Raw genomic sequence first — 17,936 nt, forward strand, 5'->3', positions numbered from 1 at the left:
CTTGTCCGGGCATCATTCGACTCTTCTGCGCGACACTGTCCGCGCCTTGCTCTCCAGCCATGATGTGTACATTACCGACTGGACCGATGCACGCATGGTTCCGCTTTCCGAAGGCCCGTTCCATCTTCACGACTACATCTACTATGTACAGGATTTCATCCGCAAGCTCGGACCGGACCTGCATGTAATTTCGGTTTGCCAGCCTACCGTCCCCGTATTGGCGGCAATTGCATTGATGGCAACGGATAACGACCCCAAGCTGCCGAAAACGATGACGATGATGGGCGGCCCGATCGATCCGCGTCGATCCCCGACAGAGGTAAACAACCTGGCTACGGAAAAGCCTTTTTCATGGTTCGAGACAAAGGTGATCTACAGCGTGCCAGCGAATTATCCTGGTTTCGGGCGCAAGGTCTATCCAGGCTTCCTGCAACACGCCGGTTTCGTTGCGATGAACCCGAGCCGTCATGCACAGAGCCACTGGGATTTCTACATGCATCTGCGGAAAGGCGATAACGAGTCTGCAGAAGAGCATCGCAAGTTCTACGATGAATACAATGCCGTGCTCGACATGCCGGCGGAGTATTACCTGGAAACGATCAAGACTGTCTTCCAGGAATTTCATCTTCCAAAAGGCACATGGGAAGTCGAAGGCAAACTGGTGCGTCCGCAGGACATCAAGAGCGTCGCCTTGTTCACAATTGAAGGCGAACTCGACGACATTTCCGGTTCAGGTCAGACACAGGCGGCTCATGATTTGTGTTCCAGCATACCGAAATCGAAGAAGCAGCATTTCACGGCACCAAAATGCGGCCATTACGGGATCTTCTCCGGCCGCCGCTGGCGCGATGTGATCTGCCCGAAAATCGGCACATTCATTCAGCAACATTCCTGAATTTCTGCGTCCGTATTCGAAGGACAAACGCCGATTTCATCAACAAGCCGTACGGAAAAAGCCGTTTCCCGCCAGGGCAAACGGCTTTTTCATTTGAAGCCAGACGGGTTTGCCGGGATAATCCCGTTTTACTTCCAAACCTTTCCACGTGTTTTCTTCGAATCTCACATCCCTGGCCGACCGCATCGAAGATCTGCTACCACAGACCCAATGCACGAAATGCGGCTATCCGGCGTGCCGCCCTTATGCGGAAGCCATTGCCGATGACAAGGCTCCCATCAATCAGTGCCCTCCCGGAGGCGCGGAGGGAATAGCACGGCTGGCAGTTTTGCTCGGAAAGCCCGTCATTCCGCTCAATCCTGCGAATGGCGTCGAGCGCCCGCGCCCGGTGGCAGTGATCGATGAGGAACTATGCATCGGCTGCACATTATGCATTCAGGCGTGCCCGGTTGATGCGATTGTCGGGGCAGCCAAGCAGATGCATACGGTGGTGACGGACCTTTGCACCGGTTGTGATCTATGCGTTGCGCCCTGCCCTGTGGATTGCATAGCGATGGAGGAAGTAACGCCGGGAAGAACCGGCTGGGATGCCTGGTCGCAGCAACAGGCGGAGGCTGCCCGCGAGCGGCACCAGTTCCGGATTTTCCACCTGCGACGGGAGAAGGAAGAAAACGACGCTAGACTAGCGGCTAAGGCGGCCGCAAAACTCAAGCAGGCCGAAGTGGAATCTTGTGGCACGCCCGAAGAACGGGCAGCCCAGGAACGCAAAAAAGCCATCATTCAGGCAGCGATCGAAAGGGCACGCCAGAGAAAAGAACAGATGGCGGCGCTTCCGCCATCGCAATCGACGGGCTTGAACGATGTGTCGCGTTCGGTGCGCAAGCAGATTCATGAAGTCAACACCAGACTGGAACAACAAAACGAAGACAAGCGATGAACGCCGACCAGCGCATGGAGATTTTCCGGCGGTTCCGGACCGCCAATCCGCATCCGACTACCGAGCTCGAATACACCACCCCGTTCGAACTCCTTATTTCTGTCATTCTTTCGGCCCAGGCGACGGATGTCTCCGTCAACAAGGCAACTCGCCTGCTTTTCCCGGTGGCGTCAACACCGGCCGCCATCTATGCGCTCGGCGTCGAGGAGCTGACCTCGTACATTCGCACGATCGGGCTGTACCGCAACAAGGCTAAAAACGTGATCGAGACATGCCGCATCCTCCTGGAGAAGCATGGTGGTGAAGTGCCCCGCTTACGCACGGACCTGGAAGCACTTCCCGGGGTAGGCCGCAAGACAGCCAATGTCGTTCTCAATACGGCATTCGGCGAACCGACGATTGCAGTCGACACCCATATTTTTCGTGTCAGCAACCGCACCGGACTTGCACCCGGCAAAAATGTCGACCAGGTGGAACTTGAATTGTTGAAAGTCGTGCCCGATGAGTTCAAGCACGATGCGCATCACTGGTTAATTCTGCACGGTCGATATACCTGCGTCGCGCGTACGCCGCAATGCTGGAACTGCATTATTGCCGACCTGTGCGAGTACCAGCCGAAAACACCGTTGCCGACCAAAGCGGTTTAGATGCGCGGCGTTTAAGAATCAAACGATTTTGCAAGCCTCGTCGAACGCCAGTCGCGGTCCGCGTGCGTGCAGCTTGCTGGTGTCGCCGTAGCCGAGACTGCAGACGAAGTTCGCCTTGACGGGCGTGCCCGCGAAGAATGCGGCATTGACCGCATCGGCATTGAATCCCGACATGGGCGCACAATCCAGTCCGACGGCGCGGGCGGCCAGGATGAAATAGCCGCCTTGGAGCGAGGAATTGCGCAATGCGGTGGTGTCGATTTTCTGTGCATTGCCGGCAAACCAGGACCGGGCGTCGGTATGGGGGAAAAGTTGGGGGAGTTTTTCGTAAAACTCCATGTCCATGCCGATAATGGCTGTGACCGGCGCGGATTCCGTCTTGGCGATATTGCCGGCATCCATGCAAGCCAGCAGTTTTTTCTTGGCGTCGGGCGTCTTGACGAAAATGATACGCGCGGGCGAGCAATTTGCGGAAGTTGGGCCCCATTTCATCAAGTCGTAGATCTGCTGGAGCTGTTCGTCTGAGACCGGTCGGTCGATCCAGCCGTTATGCGTGCGTGCGTTGCGGAATAATGTGTCCAATGCCTGGTCGTTCAACATGAAAATCCCATGGGTGAATGGTTGAAATGATCCTTCCGCACTTGTGATGCGAAAGTCCGTGCTTATCTTAATCGAAACCTTTGACAATAGTTTCCGGCGACGTGGAACCATCGGCAACCTTCATACATCTTTTGTACCGAGACAATGTTCAATCCTTCCCAACACGATGTGCGCCGTTTTTTCTGCGAAACATTTCGCAAGGATCAGTCAAAAGAAATCCTGACGCCGCTTGAAGCGGTTGCCCGTGACTGGATCGTTCAGCATGGAGAGTATGCCGATGCGCTTGCTAATCTGGACGAAGCGCTGGCGGCCGACTATTCGGTTGAACGCGGTCAGAGCAATCCTTTCCTGCATCTGTCGATGCACCTGTCGATCGCGGAGCAGATATCGATAGACCAGCCGCCGGGCATCCGTGCGGCATTTACAGCGCTTGCCAACCGCCTTGGCTCCGAACATGAAGCGCATCACCAGATGATGGAATGTCTTGGTGAAATGGTCTGGAATTCGCAGCGCAGCGGATTGCCGCCCGATGGCGCGGCATATATTGAATGCGTAAAGCGGCGTTAACAGAAAAACCCGACAACTCAGCAGGTAAACAAAAAGCCACGGCACGCCGTGGCTTTTTGCACAGATAGATCTTCAGAGATCGAATTATTTCCGCAGAACCAGCGAACCCGGAAGGCTGTGCAGGTAAGCAGAAATATTTTCTATGTCCTTGCGTGACAGTTGCTTTGCCTGAGCGACCATGATTGCATTACCGCGGCCGTTCGCGCCGTCGGCACCACGCTGGTAGCTGATGAGCGACTGACGAAGATAGTCTTCATGCTGACCCGCAAGCTTCGGATAGGTTGGATCGATCGGCGTGTTGTAATCCTTGCCGTGGCAGGAGAAACAATTGTATTTTTCGGCGGCTGCCTTGCCGGCGGCGATATCGGCCGCTGATGCGTTCAGCGAAACGAAGGCGGCCAAAGCCATGGCGCCTGCAAACATTTTCTTCATGGTGACTGTCCCTTATTTCTGCTGAGAGTAGTAGGCAGCGACGTCGGCAATGTCCTGATCCGACAAACCAGCGGCGATACCACGCATCGACGGATGCTTGCGCTCGCCTTTCTGATAGGCACGCAGCGCGCTCTCAATATACTTCGCACTCTGGCCACCAATCATTGGGACCTGATACACCTCGGGGAAAGTCGCCTTGTAACCCGGAATGCCATGGCAGCCGATACACATTGCAACCTTGCTGCCGGCAGCTTTAGCGTCACCTACTACCTCTGCGGCTGCAGCGAAGTTGGCGGCACTCGCGAGCGCGAGAAGCGCAAATAGTTTTTTCATGATTTCTGGGGATAATTAATGCGAAACTGGCTTGGTGCGGTGACGGCTCATGGCATATTCGGATTTATTCAGGAATTTATACAACCATTGAGAGTTGCTTCGTTGCACCAAAAACGCTTAATTCTACCTTAACAGCGGCGCGCAGTCCACGGCGAATCTACCGATGGCCGGACGCGCCATCGCATCATGACCCGGTGCGCCGCCGTTTGCGTTGCTCCGGCCTATCCTCCGACCTGCTCCGCATAGCGCCAACCGCCGCACCGGGCTTCTCCGGCCAGAAGAATGAACGTGGTGCGGCGGCGAGCCGAAGGACCAGCGCCTTCATCACCCGGCGACTCACACGCCGCGGCACATCCCGAGCGCGCAAGGCAAGCATGAAGGCACAACTGAATGCAACGCCGACATTCATCAATCCGATGACCAGGACACCACCGACAGCCTGCCAGAACGGAACCGTTGCAAACACGTCCCAGCCAAGACTTACGGCGGCGGCAGTCAATGCCCCGGTCGATAGCGTGACATGGCGAACATCGACCGGCAGCCCGAAAAACTGGGCCAGTACCGGTGCCATGCCGAGCATGATGCCCAGCGACACATTGCTGACGGTGGCTGCGAGGTGGCTCTCAAGCCAGCACGCCCAGCGCTCGGCCCTTGGTGCGCCTAGCGCATGCACCACGCGACGGTGATGGGCCAGTGCATCGCGCAAACGGTGCAGCGCGAACCAGTTATCGGCGAACCCGGCCGCGAGACTGGCCAGCCATAGCAACACGCCTGTAAATGCCGCAAACAGCGGCGTCGGCCCCAGCAACGAAAGTCCGCTGATGGTTGCATGGGCTTTTTCCGGGGTGAGTATTGATGTGCCTGTGAGGCTAAGGACGGCGAACGATACGGCGAGCATGGTCGGTATGACCGCAACAAGGTTGCCGATTACCGCCGCCGCCTGGGAGCGCAGCAGGCAAATGATTTCCGTCAGCAGCGAGCGCAAGCCATCGACCGTGTCGAGCGCTCCCATTTTGGCGGCGAGCGCGGGCGCCGTGACCGCAGGTTGCTTGGTTGCCAATACGCCGCCCAGCGCGGAAATCGCCAGGAACACCAGGATATATACCAGCGACGCGGCTGCGCCGTTGAAGAAGTGCGCAAGCCCCACCCCGGACAAGGCAAATTTGCCCATGACCGCCAGCGCTGTCAGCACGCCACCGACACAGGCCGCCTTGAGCAAGGCGCTGTATTCCGCCCTGTCGCGCGCGATGTATTGTTCACCGTGCGACGCATTCCGCTCCACCATTTTTCGCGCCAGCAGCGAGAAGCTTCGGCGAACAAGACCGCTGACGGACGAACGAAGGCGATGCGCGTTGATCAGGTCGACGATGAGCGTTTGTGCCTGGCCGGCATGGGCGCCGGTGTCGGACTTCGGTGCGGAACGCAAGTCGATCAACCGCGCCATGCGCTTCAATTGCGCACGCATGCGTTCGATCTTGTAAACCAATCCGACCGACACGCCGTATTCGTCGAGGTGCGCGTAGATGCGGTCGGTTTGCGCCTGGCATACCGCGATCAGCATCCGCACGCTTCGCAGCGCGGCTTCATCATGCGGGCCTGCCGCCAGATACTTTTCGAGTTCACGCCGCAATGCCATGAACGGCGTGGCCTGCATGGCCAGTTTGGGTTCCAGTCTATCGCGGACGTCCTGGCTGATGCCGACGGCGACGATCATGGTGGCCAGGTAGATAAGGGCTTCGTCGATCTGCTGCCGGTAACTGTGCTCGATGCTGTCATCCGCACACAAGCGCCAGATCCGTGCCAGTGTGGCATCGTCGAGCCCAAGCAGCCAGTCGGCGTCGCCCCGGGTCGGGAACATCGATGTCAGCAGGGTGGACAAATCATGCCGGGAAGGCGGCTTCGGCAGCACGGCCTTGGTCAGCCGCTGCGCCAGCTCGCTGAAAAAAGCCGGTTCACGGGGCAGCCCGGTGGCACAGAACAGCTCCGGACCAACTGCTTCGCGCAGCGTTTTTTGCAGGGTCGCCTGCACGACGCGACGAACGGCGCGATGATTATCAAGCCAATCGAGCAGAAATGCGGTGCGTTGCTGCCGTATCCGCCGCCAGGCCTCTTCGTCCAGAAGGCTGGTTTTCGGACCGCGGCGCAGCCAGTCCGCCACATCGATCATCCAGTTGGCGCGCTCGCTCCATCCGGCGAAGGGATTGGCGCGCCGCATCAGGGCATCGACCTGCAGGGAATACTGCAAATGGTGCTTGTTGTGGTGCGGAGAGGCGCGGCAGAAGCGGCGCCACATCACCCATAGCCTGAGAAAGGTAATTTTCATGTATCGGTTTTCGGGGAACAGGGTGGAAACGGGTGGAATAGCCGATTAATCCGCGGCGTTGTCAGTGCGTCACCGGCTCGCAAGTTCTTTCTCGCTTATACTTGGTTTTATTTTCTTCTTGATGACACGTGCCATGCGACAAGAAACACGCTTTGAAGGTTCCCAAAATTATGTTGCCACCGCTGATCTGAAACTCGCGGTCAATGCCGCCCTCACCTTGCAGCGTCCTTTGCTCATCAAAGGCGAGCCCGGCACAGGCAAAACCATGCTGGCCGAAGAAGTGGCGGAAGCGCTCGGCATGCCCTTGCTGCAATGGCATATCAAGTCAACTACCAAGGCACAACAAGGCCTGTATGAATACGACGCGGTGTCGCGCCTGCGCGATTCGCAGCTTGGCGACGAGCGCGTCAAGGACATCCATAACTACATCGTTAAGGGCGTGCTGTGGCAGGCCTTTACCGCCGACCAGCAGGTGGTGCTGCTGATCGACGAGATCGACAAGGCCGATATCGAATTCCCGAACGACCTGCTGCGCGAACTGGACCGCATGGAGTTCTTTGTTTACGAGACGCGCGAGATGGTCAAGGCGAAAAACCGCCCGCTGGTGATCATCACGTCGAACAACGAGAAGGAACTGCCGGACGCCTTCCTCCGCCGCTGCTTCTTCCACTACATCAAATTCCCGGACAAGGACACCATGGCGCAGATCGTCGATGTCCACTTCCCGCAGCTGAAAAAGGATTTGCTTGCACAGGCGCTGCAAACTTTCTATGAAGTGCGCGAAGTCGCCGGCCTGAAGAAGAAGCCGTCGACGTCCGAACTGCTCGACTGGCTGAAGCTGCTGCTGGCGGAAGACATTCCACCGGAAGCGCTGCGCAGCAAGGATACGAAGAATATCGTTCCGCCGTTGCATGGCGCGTTGCTGAAAAACGAGCAGGACGTGCACCTGTTCGAGCGGCTGGTATTCATGTCGCGCACCAACCGGTGATGATGCCGTCATGGGGTTCGCGCAACCGGCAATACTGGCAGGCCGCCATGTGAAGCTTGAACCGCTGGCGCTGCAGCACCTTGACGGCTTGAAGGATGCGGTGCGCGACGGCGAGTTGTGGAAACTGTGGTACACCGTGATCGCGTCGCCCGACGACATGGAAAAGGAAGTCGTCAGGCGGCTGGGTTTGCAGGAGCAAGGCATCATGCTGCCCTTCACGGTGCGGCGGCAGGATACGGGCGCCATCTGCGGCATGACGACCTACATGAACATCGATGCCGTGCATCGGCGCGTGGAAATCGGCTCGACCTGGTATGCGAGGAGCGTGCAGCGCACTGCGCTCAACACCGAAGCCAAACTCTTGTTGCTGACGCACGCATTCGACGAACTCCGCTGCATCGCTGTGGAATTCCGTACCCACTGGATGAACCACGCTTCCCGCAACGCGATCACGCGGCTGGGCGCAAAACAGGATGGTGTTCTGCGCAACCACCAGCGCATGGCCGACGGCTCATACCGCGACACGGTGGTGTTTTCCATCATTGATGCCGAGTGGCCGACCGTCAGGCGCCATCTGCAATACAAACTCGAGGATGTATCGTGTTAATCGATTTTTTCTTCACGCTGAAAGACGCAAAGATTCCGGTATCGATCAAGGAATTCCTGATGCTGCTGGAAGCGATGCAAAAGAACGTGATCAGCCCGTCCCTGGACGATTTCTACTTCCTGTCGCGCACCACGCTCGTCAAGGATGAAGCGCACTATGACAAGTTCGACAAGGCGTTCGGGATGTACTTCAAGGGCATCGACACGATTTTCGAAAAGCACCCGGAAATCCCGCTGGAATGGCTGATGAAGCGCATGGAGCGCGAACTGACGCCGGAGCAGAAGGCGGCGATCGAGAAGTTCGGCTACGACAAGCTGATGGATCGCCTCAAGGAACTGCTGAAGGAACAGAAGGAACGCCATGAAGGCGGCAACAAGTGGATCGGTACCGGCGGCACCTCGCCTTTCGGCAACGGCGGCGAGAATCCGGAAGGCATCCGGATCGGCGGCGAAGGCGGCAACCGCACGGCGGTCAAGGTGTGGGAGGCACGCTCCTACCGCGACTATGACGACGAACGCGAACTCGGCACCCGCAACATCAAGGTGGCGCTGCGCCGCCTGCGCAAGTTCGCCCGCGAAGGCGCCGAGGAGGAATTCGCCCTTGACGATACCATTCGCGCCACCGCCAACAATGCGGGCTATCTCGACATCAAGATGCAACCGGAACGCAAGAACAACATCAAGGTTTTGATGCTCCTCGACGTCGGCGGCACGATGGATGACCATATCGCCCGCACCGAGGAACTGTTTTCCGCCGCCAAGACGGAATTCAAGAACATGGAGTTTTATTACTTCCACAACTGCGTTTATGACTATCTGTGGAAGAACAATCGCCGCCGGCATGCGGAACGCTTTCCGACCTGGGACATCCTGCGCAAGTACACGCCCGATACCAAGGTGATTTTCGTCGGCGACGCCACCATGAGTCCCTACGAAATCCTGCAACCCGGCGGCTCGGTGGAGTACAACAACGAGGAAGCAGGCGCAACCTGGCTGCAGCGCTTTACCAGCACCTTCCCGAAATTCATCTGGCTCAATCCGGAACCGGAAGGTTTGTGGCAGTACCGGCAATCGATTTCAGTGATCCGCCAGATCATGAACAACCGGATGTTCCCGGTGACGATCGATGGACTGGAACGGGGCATGCGGCTGCTCAGCAAGTAACATCGATGGGCACGGCAGGCCCCATGCCTGTCTGCGCCGCTGATGTTTCAATGCGACGCTTCAGCGAACATTTGGCAGGAATTTCTTCAATGCGCTGAGTAAATGTTGGCTGACCAGGGGTTTGGTCAGATAGCCGTCGGCGCCTGCTTCGCGCGCCCGTGCAAGGTCGTAGCTGAAATTCCGGCCCGTGAGGAAGATGACGGCGATCTTTAGTCCGGGCTGGTTATCCTTGACGGTCCGGCACAGGCGATACGCATCGATGCTCGCGGTGGATGTATTTACGATCAGAATCGCGACGCTTTGCTGCTTGCAAAATGCAACTGCCTCCGCTTCATTGCTTACCCAATCCACCATCAACCGGTAGCGGGCGACCATTTTGCCGAGATGATCACTGAGCATGGGGTTCTTGTCCACCACCAGTACCATGCCGTTCTCCGGAAGCTTGGCGCGCATGCGCTCGTATTCCGCCGGGTCGCGCAGATCAAGGTCCAGCCGGTCACGGCGGCGGCGCTCGGGGACCGTGACGACATCCGATGCTTCCAGCCTGGAAAGCGCGTCCGCCCTTTTCTCAACCATATCGTCGAGCGCCTCGAACAACCTATGCCATTCGACCGGCTGCCCGATATATGGGTAAGGCAACTCCAAGTCCGGCTTTCCAACCAGCAGCGCAGGACGAACACCGCTTGGGCGGAGGTCGGACAACCGCACCAGCGCGCGCAAGGACAGTCCATTGGCAAGGTAGATATCCGGATCCCGTAAGTTATCTTCCTGCAAGCGGAAATACCCGTAGCCTTTACCCTGTTCGTTCGTGAAAACGGCGTCGAACTGCTCCTCTTCTTCAGACGAAAATCCGATCATGCGAACTGCAAAAGGGAAAGGGTGGGCGGACATAGTGTCGCATTTTATAAATTTTTTTAAAGTTGCATCATATTAATTGTTTCTTTGTTGCATGATTACACCGCCATCTTCATATCCTGACTGGTTGGTGCCGATCCGGGTGTTTTTCGTGCCGGGGAAGGATACGGGACGCACCGAAAATGCCGCTTCCGCATCTAGGAAAACGGCATTCCGCTCCCATATAAATCCCCTGATTACTGCTTCCGGACGGCAGGTCCGTCTGTTTTTTCATTAGAATGCATGGACTCTCATTTGTGTTTAAATGCGGTCCGCAAGCATACCGATCACCTAGCGTCTTACTGAATGGCCACTAAAAAATCTTCCGCATCCGATTACAGCGAATCATCCATCCGGGTCCTCAAGGGACTCGAGCCGGTCAAGCAGCGGCCCGGCATGTACACACGAACAGAAAACCCGCTGCACATCATCCAGGAAGTGATCGATAACGCCTCCGACGAAGCACTTGGCGGATATTGCAAAAACATCATCATCACGCTGAACACCGATGGCAGCGTGAGCGTCGAGGATGACGGACGCGGCATTCCGGTCGGCCTGCATCCGGAGGAAAAAGTCCCGACGGTGGAGATCGTCTTTACCCGTCTGCATGCGGGCGGCAAGTTCGACAAGGGCTCCGGCGGTGCTTACTCATTCTCCGGCGGCTTGCATGGCGTCGGTGTGTCGGTGACCAATGCCCTGGCCTCCCGTCTGGAGATTTCTGTCTGGCGCGAAGGCGGCCTGCACCAGCTCACATTCGCCGACGGCGACGTGGTTCAGAAACTGAAATCCCGTCCTCTGGCACGCGACGAAAAGAAATCCGGTACCCGTGTCACCGTGTGGCCCAATCCGAAATACTTCGATTCACCGCTCATTCCCCAGGGGGAACTGCAGCGCCTGCTGCGCTCCAAGGCGGTCCTGCTGCCCGGCGTGAAAGTCACGCTCACCCATGCGAAGACCGGCGAATCCCAGACCTGGCAATATGACCAGGGCTTGCGCGGCTACCTGGTGGAATCGCTCGCACAGGCGTCCCACGCCGATCCGCTGATTCCGCTTTTCGAAGGCGAACAGTACGCGAATGCCGATGCCGAAGGATTTGCCGAAGGCGAAGGCGCGGCCTGGGTCGTGGCCTGGACGGAGGAAGGCGCGATCGTGCGCGAATCCTACGTCAACCTGATTCCCACGTCGGCCGGCGGTACACATGAGGCTGGCTTGCGCGATGGCTTGTTCAATGCGGTAAAGAGCTTCGTCGAAATGCATTCGCTGCTGCCCAAGGGCGTGAAGCTGCTGCCTGAAGACGTGTTTGCACGGGTGTCATTCGTGCTGTCCGCCAAAGTGCTGGACCCGCAATTCCAGGGGCAGATCAAGGAAAGGCTGAATTCCCGCGACGCAGTGCGGCTGGTTTCCTCCTTCACCCGCCCGGCGCTGGAATTGTGGCTGCACCAGCATGTCGACTACGGCAAGAAGCTGGCGGAATTGGTGATCAAGCAGGCGCAGTCGCGGCTGCGGTCGGCGCAAAAGGTCGAGAAGAAAAAATCGTCCGGCGTCGCCGTCCTGCCCGGCAAGCTGACCGATTGCGAATCGGATGACGTCACCCGCAATGAATTGTTCCTGGTGGAGGGAGATTCCGCAGGCGGTTCGGCGAAAATGGGGCGCGACAAGGAATTCCAGGCCATCCTGCCCTTGCGCGGCAAAGTGCTCAATTCCTGGGAGACCGAACGTGACCGGCTGTTCGCGAACAACGAGATCCACGACATCGCGGTGGCAATCGGCGTCGATCCGCATGGCCCGAACGACACGCCGGACCTGTCCGGCCTCCGCTACGGCAAGATCTGCATCCTGTCCGATGCGGACGTCGATGGCTCGCACATCCAGGTGCTGCTGCTGACTCTGTTCTTCAAGCATTTCCCCCAGTTGATCGCACGGGGCAATATTTGCATTGCCCGGCCGCCGCTGTATCGCGTTGACGCACCGGCCCGCGGGAAGAAGCAAGCACAAAAATTCTATGCGCTCGACGACGGCGAACTGGAAGCGATCGAGGACAAGCTGCGCAAGGATGGCGTCAAGGACGGCGGCTGGAGCATCTCCCGTTTCAAGGGCCTCGGCGAGATGAATGCCGAGCAGCTCTGGGAGACCACGATGAATCCGGATACACGCCGCCTGCTGCCGGTATCGCTTGGCGACTTCGACCTGGCTGCATCGGAAGGCCGCTTCAATATGCTGATGGGCAAAGGGGAGGCAGCCGCACGGCGCGCCTGGCTGGAAGAGCACGGCAACGAAGCGGAAGCGGATATCTGAACGATGCGATTGCCCGGTCTGCTACTGGTGTATTGCCTTGGCCTGTCGGCGTTGCCGGCGCATGCCGACATCTACGGCTATATCGATGGCGAGGGCATCGCACATTTTTCGACCGAAAAACTGGATAACCGCTATCAGCTCTTCATGCAAGGAGGCGATTTCGACTCCTCCAGGATAGGAGCGCAGCCGGAAACCGGCACGGCACAGGTTTCGACGCCGCTTACCAATTACCTGGTACAGCATCCGAACCTGAAGAAGTTCGAGCCCCTCCTGCTCCAGGCGGCGCAGGAATTCTCGCTGGACCCGGCGCTGCTTAAGGCGGTGATGGCGGCGGAGTCGGCTTTCAACCCGGCGGCGGTATCGCCCAAGGGGGCAGTCGGCCTGATGCAGATCATGCCCGCCACCGCCGAGCGCTACGGTTTGCAGGGCGACAAAAAGAAGACCGTGGAACAGAAGCTGACCGATCCGAAAACCAATATCCGCCTGGGAGCGCGCTATCTGCGGGATCTGCACAGGATGTTTCCGGACCAGCCCGATCTGGTTGTGGCGTCGTACAACGCCGGCGAAGGCGCGGTGCAAAAATACAAGAACAGTATTCCGCCTTATCCGGAAACCCGGAATTACGTGAGGCTGGTCACGCAGTTCTATCGCCTTTACCAGCCGGCAGCGGCAAAACTCGCTGTAACAACCTTTTCCGGCACCGCCGCCAAACGCATTCACATGACCATACCCGGACGGCGCAACATGCCGACCGCGATGTTGGATTAATACCGAATAACTGACGAACGCAATGACTGAACAAGCCAATCTTTTTGAAGAAATGCCGGCCGCGGACGGCGAATCGCTGACGCTGGCCACCTTCGCCGAACGCGCCTACCTGGATTATGCGATATCGGTTGTGAAGGGCCGCGCCTTGCCGGATGTCTGCGACGGACAGAAGCCGGTGCAGCGCCGCATTCTGTATGCAATGAGCGAACTCGGCCTCGGGCCAACCGCCAAGCCGCGCAAATCCGCGGCCGTGGTCGGCGATGTGCTCGGCAAGCTGCACCCGCACGGCGACCAGTCGGTGTACGACGCGCTGGTGCGCATGGCGCAGGATTTCTCGCTGCGCTATCCACTGATCGACGGCCAGGGCAATTTCGGGTCGCGCGACGGCGACGGCGCGGCGGCGATGCGCTACACCGAAGCGCGGCTGACGCCGATCGCCAGGCTGCTGCTGGATGAAATCGACATGGGTACCGTCGATTTCGCGCCGAACTATGACGGCTCCACTGAAGAACCGAAGCTGTTGCCGGCGCGGCTGCCTTTCGTATTGCTGAATGGTGCATCCGGCATCGCGGTCGGCCTCGCCACCGAGATCCCGTCGCATAACCTGCAGGAGGTGGCGAAGGCGGCGGTGGCGATGATCCGCAATCCGAAGATCAGCCATGCCGAATTGATGGACATCATTCCGGGTCCGGACTTCCCCGGCGGCGGACAGATCATCACACCCTCCTCCACCATCGCCGAGATGTATGAAAGCGGACGCGGCACCCTGAAGGTGCGCGCACGCTGGAAGATCGAAGACCTCGCGCGCGGACAATGGCAAGCGGTAGTGACCGAGCTGCCGCCCGGCACGTCGTCCCAAAAAGTGCTGGAGGAAATCGAGGAACTGACCAATCCGAAGGTCAAGCTCGGCAAGAAATCCCTGACGCCGGAACAACTGGCGCTGAAACAGATGGTGCTGTCGGTGCTCGACCGCGTCCGCGACGAATCCGGCAAGGATGCGCCGGTGCGCCTGGTGCTGGAGCCGAAGTCGAAGAACCAGGATCAGACCGAGTTCATGAACATCCTGCTGGCGCATACGTCGCTGGAGACCGGTTCATCGATCAACCTGGTGATGATCGGCGGCGACGGCCGTCCGCGCCAGAAGCGGCTCGGCGACATCCTGCGCGAGTGGGTCGAATTCCGCTTCCATACCATCACCCGCCGCACGCAATTCAAGCTGCGGAAAGTCGATGACCGCATCCACATCCTGGAAGGTCGGGAGGCGGTACTGCTCAATATCGACAAGGTGATCCGGATCATCCGCGAATCGGACGAGCCGAAACCGGCGTTGATCCAGGCGTTCAAGCTGTCCGACCGTCAGGCGGAAGACATTCTTGAAATTCGGCTGCGCCAGTTGGCGCGTCTGGAAGCGATCAAGATCCAGCAGGAACTGGCGGAACTGCGCAAGGAAAAAACCGTCCTGCAGGACTTGCTCGACAATCCATCGTCGATGAAGCGGCTGGTCATCAAGGAAATTGAAGCCGATGCCAAGCAGTTCGGCGATGCGCGCCGTACCCTGATCGAAGCGGCGGAGCGCGCGGTCATCGAACAGAAGGTGATCGACGAGCCGGTAACCGTGGTGATGTCCCAGAAAGGCTGGGTACGCGCCCGCACCGGCCACGGACACGACGCATCGCAATTCACCTTCAAGGCGGGTGACGACCTCTATGCCTGCTTCGAATGCCGCACTGTCGACAACCTGTTTGCCTTCGGTTCCAACGGCCGCATTTACACGGTGCCGGTGGCGTCGTTGCCGGGTGCGCGCGGCGATGGCGTGCCGGTCACCACGCTAATCGAAATGGCGCCGGGGTCACGGTTGCTGCACTACTTCGCGGGCCCGGCGGACACGCCGCTGCTGCTGGCATCGACCGCAGGCTACGGCTTCACCACCAAGGCCGGCGATATGATCAGCCGCATCAAGGCAGGAAAGGCGTTCATCACGATGGACAACGGCGATGAGCCGCTGGCGCCACGGGTGGTCGGCAGCGATGCCAGCGCGATCGCCTGCCTGTCGGAGCAGGGGCGGCTGCTGGTGTTTGGCATGGATGAAATCAAATCCTTGTCGGGCGGCGGACGCGGCGTCATCCTGATGGAGCTGGAGAAGAACGAGAAACTGCTCGCCGCCCAGCCGATCAGCCAGCGTGGCGTAGTTGTTTCAGGTACAGGGCGTGGCGGCAAGGCGCAGGAATTGTCGCTGTCGGCGTCGGCGCTTGGGGAGCATATTGGCAAGCGGGCCCGCAAGGGCAAGGCGCTGGAATCGCGGTTGAAGGCGAGCGGGTTGAGAGCGATTGTGCCGAAGTCGTAAGGCTTGGCACTTGATGTTCAAGCGAAGTTCGTAAACCGTAAGCTCCTTCCCCCTGACAGGGGAAGGTTGGGATGGGGCAGCCTGCGCAGGGATAGTGAGGTTGATTCGTCGCATGCAACTACTCGACCTTCACACCGCTGCGTGGACCCGCCCCAACCAACGCCGGGCACCCCTAGCTCTCCTCCTGAAAGGTGGAGGGAACCCTTAGCCAGCATGCAACGAGGTTATTAAGTTCTCTCACCCGCCCGATATACCAACTCCCCCAGCGACTTCACCGCCCCCTCGATCCCCGGCGACCACGCATTCCCGCAATTCAGGCGCATGTAATTCCCAAACTTCCCCGACGCCGAAAACAACGGCCCGGGCATGATCGCAATCCCCTTTCGCATCGCGCCTTCATGCAGCGCCAGCGCATCAACACCCTCCGGCATCCTGATCCACAACACCAGCCCGCCCTGCGGCTCCGACACGGAACAGTCCTCCGGAAAATAACGCAGGATCGCGTCGGACATCTGCGCGATGCGCTGCACCAGCGCGCGCCGCATCTTGCGCAATTGAATGTCGTAGCTGCTGCCGACGAAAAACTCCGACAGCACCGCCTGGAAAAAGTGACTGGTGGTGCCACTGGACACCATCTTCAGAAAAGCAAGCCGTTCGGCAAATTTTCCTCCGGCGACATAGCCCACTCGCGCCGCAGGCGTGATGGCTTTGGAGAATGACGAGCACAGCATGACGTTTCCGCTGGTGTCGTAGGCCTTGATCGGCCAGGGGCGGTCAGCGGTGAAGCACAGGTCACCGAAGACGTCATCTTCGATCAGCGGCACGTCGTGCTCGGACAGCAGCGCCGCGAGCCGCTTCTTGTTTTGCTCGGGCATGATGGTGCCGAGCGGATTATTGGCATTGGGGATGAACAGGCAGGCATCCACCAACCCTTCCCGCAATGCGAGTTCCAGCGCATCCAGCGACAATCCGGTTCGCGGATCGGTCGGGATTTCCAGCGCCTTCATGCCCAGGCTTTCGATCAACTGCAGGATGACGAAATAGGTCGCCGACTCGATCGCGATCGTATCGCCCGGCTTGGCGACTGCCCGCAGGCACAGGCTGATCGCCTCGGTGCAGGAATTGGTGATCACGATTTCCGCCGGATCGATCCGCCCCCAATCCAGTGATCGGCGGATCACCTGGCGGGTGAAGTTGGTTTCGTTGCCGTCGACGCAGGTTTCCCGGCTGAGCATTGCCGGCTGGCGCCGCGCAACCGTGGCAATTGCTTTCTGGATGCGCCGCACCGGGAGCAATTCATCGGGCGGCCATGCGGACCCGAGCTGCACGATACCGGGCGATTCGTTGGCCTTGAGCACCTTCATCAGCAAGTTCGAAATCCCGACATAGCCGGGTGCGTCGAGCCGTTCGGCAGGTGCTGCCTCGGCCATCGTGCGGGCCCGATGGCGTACATAGAAGCCGGCCTGAGGTCTGGCATCGATCAGGCCGCGGTCTTCCAGCAGACGCAGGGCCTGCATCACGGTACTAATGGAGAGCCGTTTCTGCTGTGACAGATGCCTGATCGACGGCAGCCGGTCGCCTGGCGCAAAAACTCTTCCGGCAATCAGCGTGCCGAGTTCATCGGCCAAGTTTTCATAGAGATTGAGTTGGGCGGACATGGCGACATTGTGACCTGTGAGGCAGCGAATAAATAAGATACAGCAGCGCGCAATATCGACCATAACAGTTTGGCGAACAAGCCGCTGTGATGGTCACAATTTCGGTTTGCTGCATCTGTTTGGCTGGTGTAGGCCTGCGTACTCTGCAGACATGTCGCAGCTTAAGGAGAAAATCATGCAGCCCGTACTGTTCGCTAATCCGCAGAGCCACGTGGAATGGCTATTGCACGAAAATCATCCCCTATCACTGGTTCGTGCGGAGGGCATTGGCATTGAATGCCTGTCCGGACGGGCGTTGATCACTGCTTTTAATCAGCTGGAAGATGTTGAGCTGCGGCCGGGCGAGATATTCGTGGTTCCGAATCAGGGGTTGGTGCTGGTGGAGGGGGTCGCGACTTGCCGGGTGAGGGTACGACGGAGGGAAGGAAGTTTGCGAAGCATTCTCGGGAGGCTGCGAACTCTTCAGCCAGCAACATCGCATCGTA

At 58.6% G+C, this 17,936-nt stretch carries 17 protein-coding genes; 11 read left to right on the forward strand and 6 right to left on the reverse strand.

Translation table 11 applies throughout. From position 1 onward, the window contains the following. The 3 genes from VGU61_RS19495 to nth all read left to right on the forward strand — a co-directional run. On the forward strand, positions 1-895 hold an 895-nt coding region (locus tag VGU61_RS19495), incomplete at its 5' end, for a polyhydroxyalkanoate depolymerase (protein WP_326860947.1). 148 nt (positions 896-1,043) lie between these two features. Further along, positions 1,044-1,832 (forward strand): electron transport complex subunit RsxB, encoded by a 789-nt coding sequence (gene rsxB, locus VGU61_RS19500; protein ID WP_326860948.1) that lies wholly within the window; start codon positions 1,044-1,046, stop codon positions 1,830-1,832. Then, the gene (gene nth, locus VGU61_RS19505; protein ID WP_326860949.1) at positions 1,829-2,479 is read left to right on the forward strand and encodes an endonuclease III; all 651 of its coding nucleotides are present in this window, start codon (positions 1,829-1,831) and stop codon (positions 2,477-2,479) included. The genes rsxB and nth overlap by 4 nt, the downstream gene beginning before the upstream one ends. 18 nt (positions 2,480-2,497) lie before the next feature. Here nth and VGU61_RS19510 read toward each other — a convergent pair whose 3' ends face one another. Further along, positions 2,498-3,079: a malonic semialdehyde reductase gene (locus VGU61_RS19510; RefSeq protein ID WP_414691668.1), complete on the reverse strand. Its 582-nt coding sequence runs from the start codon at positions 3,077-3,079 to the stop codon at positions 2,498-2,500. 144 nt (positions 3,080-3,223) lie between these two features. On the opposite strand from VGU61_RS19510, the gene VGU61_RS19515 reads away from it, so the two are divergent. Continuing rightward, positions 3,224-3,646, forward strand: coding sequence for a DUF1841 family protein (locus VGU61_RS19515; RefSeq protein ID WP_326860950.1), 423 nt, complete (start codon positions 3,224-3,226; stop codon positions 3,644-3,646). Between the two features lie 84 nt (positions 3,647-3,730). On the opposite strand, the gene VGU61_RS19520 is transcribed toward VGU61_RS19515, so the two are convergent. The 3 genes from VGU61_RS19520 to VGU61_RS19530 form a co-directional block, all read right to left on the reverse strand. Next, a complete protein-coding gene (locus VGU61_RS19520) occupies positions 3,731-4,078 on the reverse strand; it encodes a c-type cytochrome (protein ID WP_326860951.1) in 348 nt (115 codons plus the stop codon). A 12-nt stretch (positions 4,079-4,090) separates the two neighbouring features. Further along, positions 4,091-4,411, reverse strand: coding sequence for a cytochrome c (locus VGU61_RS19525; protein ID WP_326860952.1), 321 nt, complete (start codon positions 4,409-4,411; stop codon positions 4,091-4,093). Between the two features lie 184 nt (positions 4,412-4,595). Beyond that, positions 4,596-6,734, reverse strand: a complete 2,139-nt coding sequence (locus VGU61_RS19530) for a site-specific recombinase (RefSeq protein WP_326860953.1) — start codon at positions 6,732-6,734, stop codon at positions 4,596-4,598. Positions 6,735-6,867: 133 nt separating this feature from the next. On the opposite strand from VGU61_RS19530, the gene VGU61_RS19535 reads away from it, so the two are divergent. Genes VGU61_RS19535 through VGU61_RS19545 form a run of 3 tightly spaced genes read left to right on the forward strand, consistent with a single transcriptional unit; the run spans position 6,868 to position 9,492 of the window. Continuing rightward, positions 6,868-7,722 (forward strand): MoxR family ATPase, encoded by an 855-nt coding sequence (locus tag VGU61_RS19535; protein WP_326860955.1) that lies wholly within the window; start codon positions 6,868-6,870, stop codon positions 7,720-7,722. Positions 7,723-7,732: 10 nt separating this feature from the next. Next, a complete protein-coding gene (locus VGU61_RS19540) occupies positions 7,733-8,329 on the forward strand; it encodes a GNAT family protein (protein WP_326860956.1) in 597 nt (198 codons plus the stop codon). Next, positions 8,323-9,492 (forward strand): hypothetical protein, encoded by a 1,170-nt coding sequence (locus VGU61_RS19545; RefSeq protein ID WP_326860957.1) that lies wholly within the window; start codon positions 8,323-8,325, stop codon positions 9,490-9,492. Before VGU61_RS19540 ends, VGU61_RS19545 begins: the two co-directional genes overlap by 7 nt. A gap of 60 nt (positions 9,493-9,552) precedes the next feature. Here VGU61_RS19545 and VGU61_RS19550 read toward each other — a convergent pair whose 3' ends face one another. Next, positions 9,553-10,350, reverse strand: a complete 798-nt coding sequence (locus VGU61_RS19550; protein WP_326860959.1) for a response regulator — start codon at positions 10,348-10,350, stop codon at positions 9,553-9,555. A 342-nt stretch (positions 10,351-10,692) separates the two neighbouring features. On the opposite strand from VGU61_RS19550, the gene VGU61_RS19555 reads away from it, so the two are divergent. From VGU61_RS19555 to parC, 3 genes are read left to right on the forward strand one after another with little or no spacing between them, the layout of a single operon-like run. Then, complete coding sequence (locus VGU61_RS19555) at positions 10,693-12,681, forward strand: DNA topoisomerase IV subunit B (RefSeq protein WP_326860960.1); 1,989 nt, start codon at positions 10,693-10,695, stop codon at positions 12,679-12,681. Between the two features lie 3 nt (positions 12,682-12,684). Further along, positions 12,685-13,449 (forward strand): lytic transglycosylase domain-containing protein, encoded by a 765-nt coding sequence (locus VGU61_RS19560; protein ID WP_326860961.1) that lies wholly within the window; start codon positions 12,685-12,687, stop codon positions 13,447-13,449. A 22-nt stretch (positions 13,450-13,471) separates the two neighbouring features. Next, the gene (parC, locus tag VGU61_RS19565; RefSeq protein WP_326860963.1) at positions 13,472-15,793 is read left to right on the forward strand and encodes a DNA topoisomerase IV subunit A; all 2,322 of its coding nucleotides are present in this window, start codon (positions 13,472-13,474) and stop codon (positions 15,791-15,793) included. 227 nt (positions 15,794-16,020) lie between these two features. On the opposite strand, the gene VGU61_RS19570 is transcribed toward parC, so the two are convergent. Continuing rightward, a complete protein-coding gene (locus VGU61_RS19570) occupies positions 16,021-17,451 on the reverse strand; it encodes a PLP-dependent aminotransferase family protein (protein WP_326860964.1) in 1,431 nt (476 codons plus the stop codon). Between the two features lie 175 nt (positions 17,452-17,626). Between VGU61_RS19570 and VGU61_RS19575 the strand changes: the two genes are divergently transcribed. Beyond that, positions 17,627-17,936: DUF2917 domain-containing protein (locus VGU61_RS19575; RefSeq protein WP_326860966.1), on the forward strand; the 310-nt coding region annotated here is incomplete at its 3' end.

The sequence above is a fragment of the Noviherbaspirillum sp. genome (genome assembly GCF_035944575.1).
GTDB lineage: Bacteria > Pseudomonadota > Gammaproteobacteria > Burkholderiales > Burkholderiaceae_D > Noviherbaspirillum.

What these genes read in the sequence shown, in the direction of transcription:
- nth (WP_326860949.1), top strand. Translation starts at nt 1,829, where the DNA reads ATGAACGCCGACCAGCGCATGGAGATTTTCCGGCGGTTCCGGACCGCC.
- VGU61_RS19510 (WP_414691668.1), bottom strand. Translation starts at nt 3,079, where the DNA reads ATGTTGAACGACCAGGCATTGGACACATTATTCCGCAACGCACGCACG.
- VGU61_RS19515 (WP_326860950.1), top strand. Translation starts at nt 3,224, where the DNA reads ATGTTCAATCCTTCCCAACACGATGTGCGCCGTTTTTTCTGCGAAACA.
- VGU61_RS19520 (WP_326860951.1), bottom strand. Translation starts at nt 4,078, where the DNA reads ATGAAGAAAATGTTTGCAGGCGCCATGGCTTTGGCCGCCTTCGTTTCG.
- VGU61_RS19525 (WP_326860952.1), bottom strand. Translation starts at nt 4,411, where the DNA reads ATGAAAAAACTATTTGCGCTTCTCGCGCTCGCGAGTGCCGCCAACTTC.
- VGU61_RS19530 (WP_326860953.1), bottom strand. Translation starts at nt 6,734, where the DNA reads ATGAAAATTACCTTTCTCAGGCTATGGGTGATGTGGCGCCGCTTCTGC.
- VGU61_RS19535 (WP_326860955.1), top strand. Translation starts at nt 6,868, where the DNA reads ATGCGACAAGAAACACGCTTTGAAGGTTCCCAAAATTATGTTGCCACC.
- VGU61_RS19540 (WP_326860956.1), top strand. Translation starts at nt 7,733, where the DNA reads ATGGGGTTCGCGCAACCGGCAATACTGGCAGGCCGCCATGTGAAGCTT.
- VGU61_RS19550 (WP_326860959.1), bottom strand. Translation starts at nt 10,350, where the DNA reads ATGATCGGATTTTCGTCTGAAGAAGAGGAGCAGTTCGACGCCGTTTTC.
- VGU61_RS19555 (WP_326860960.1), top strand. Translation starts at nt 10,693, where the DNA reads ATGGCCACTAAAAAATCTTCCGCATCCGATTACAGCGAATCATCCATC.
- VGU61_RS19560 (WP_326860961.1), top strand. Translation starts at nt 12,685, where the DNA reads ATGCGATTGCCCGGTCTGCTACTGGTGTATTGCCTTGGCCTGTCGGCG.
- parC (WP_326860963.1), top strand. Translation starts at nt 13,472, where the DNA reads ATGACTGAACAAGCCAATCTTTTTGAAGAAATGCCGGCCGCGGACGGC.
- VGU61_RS19570 (WP_326860964.1), bottom strand. Translation starts at nt 17,451, where the DNA reads ATGTCCGCCCAACTCAATCTCTATGAAAACTTGGCCGATGAACTCGGC.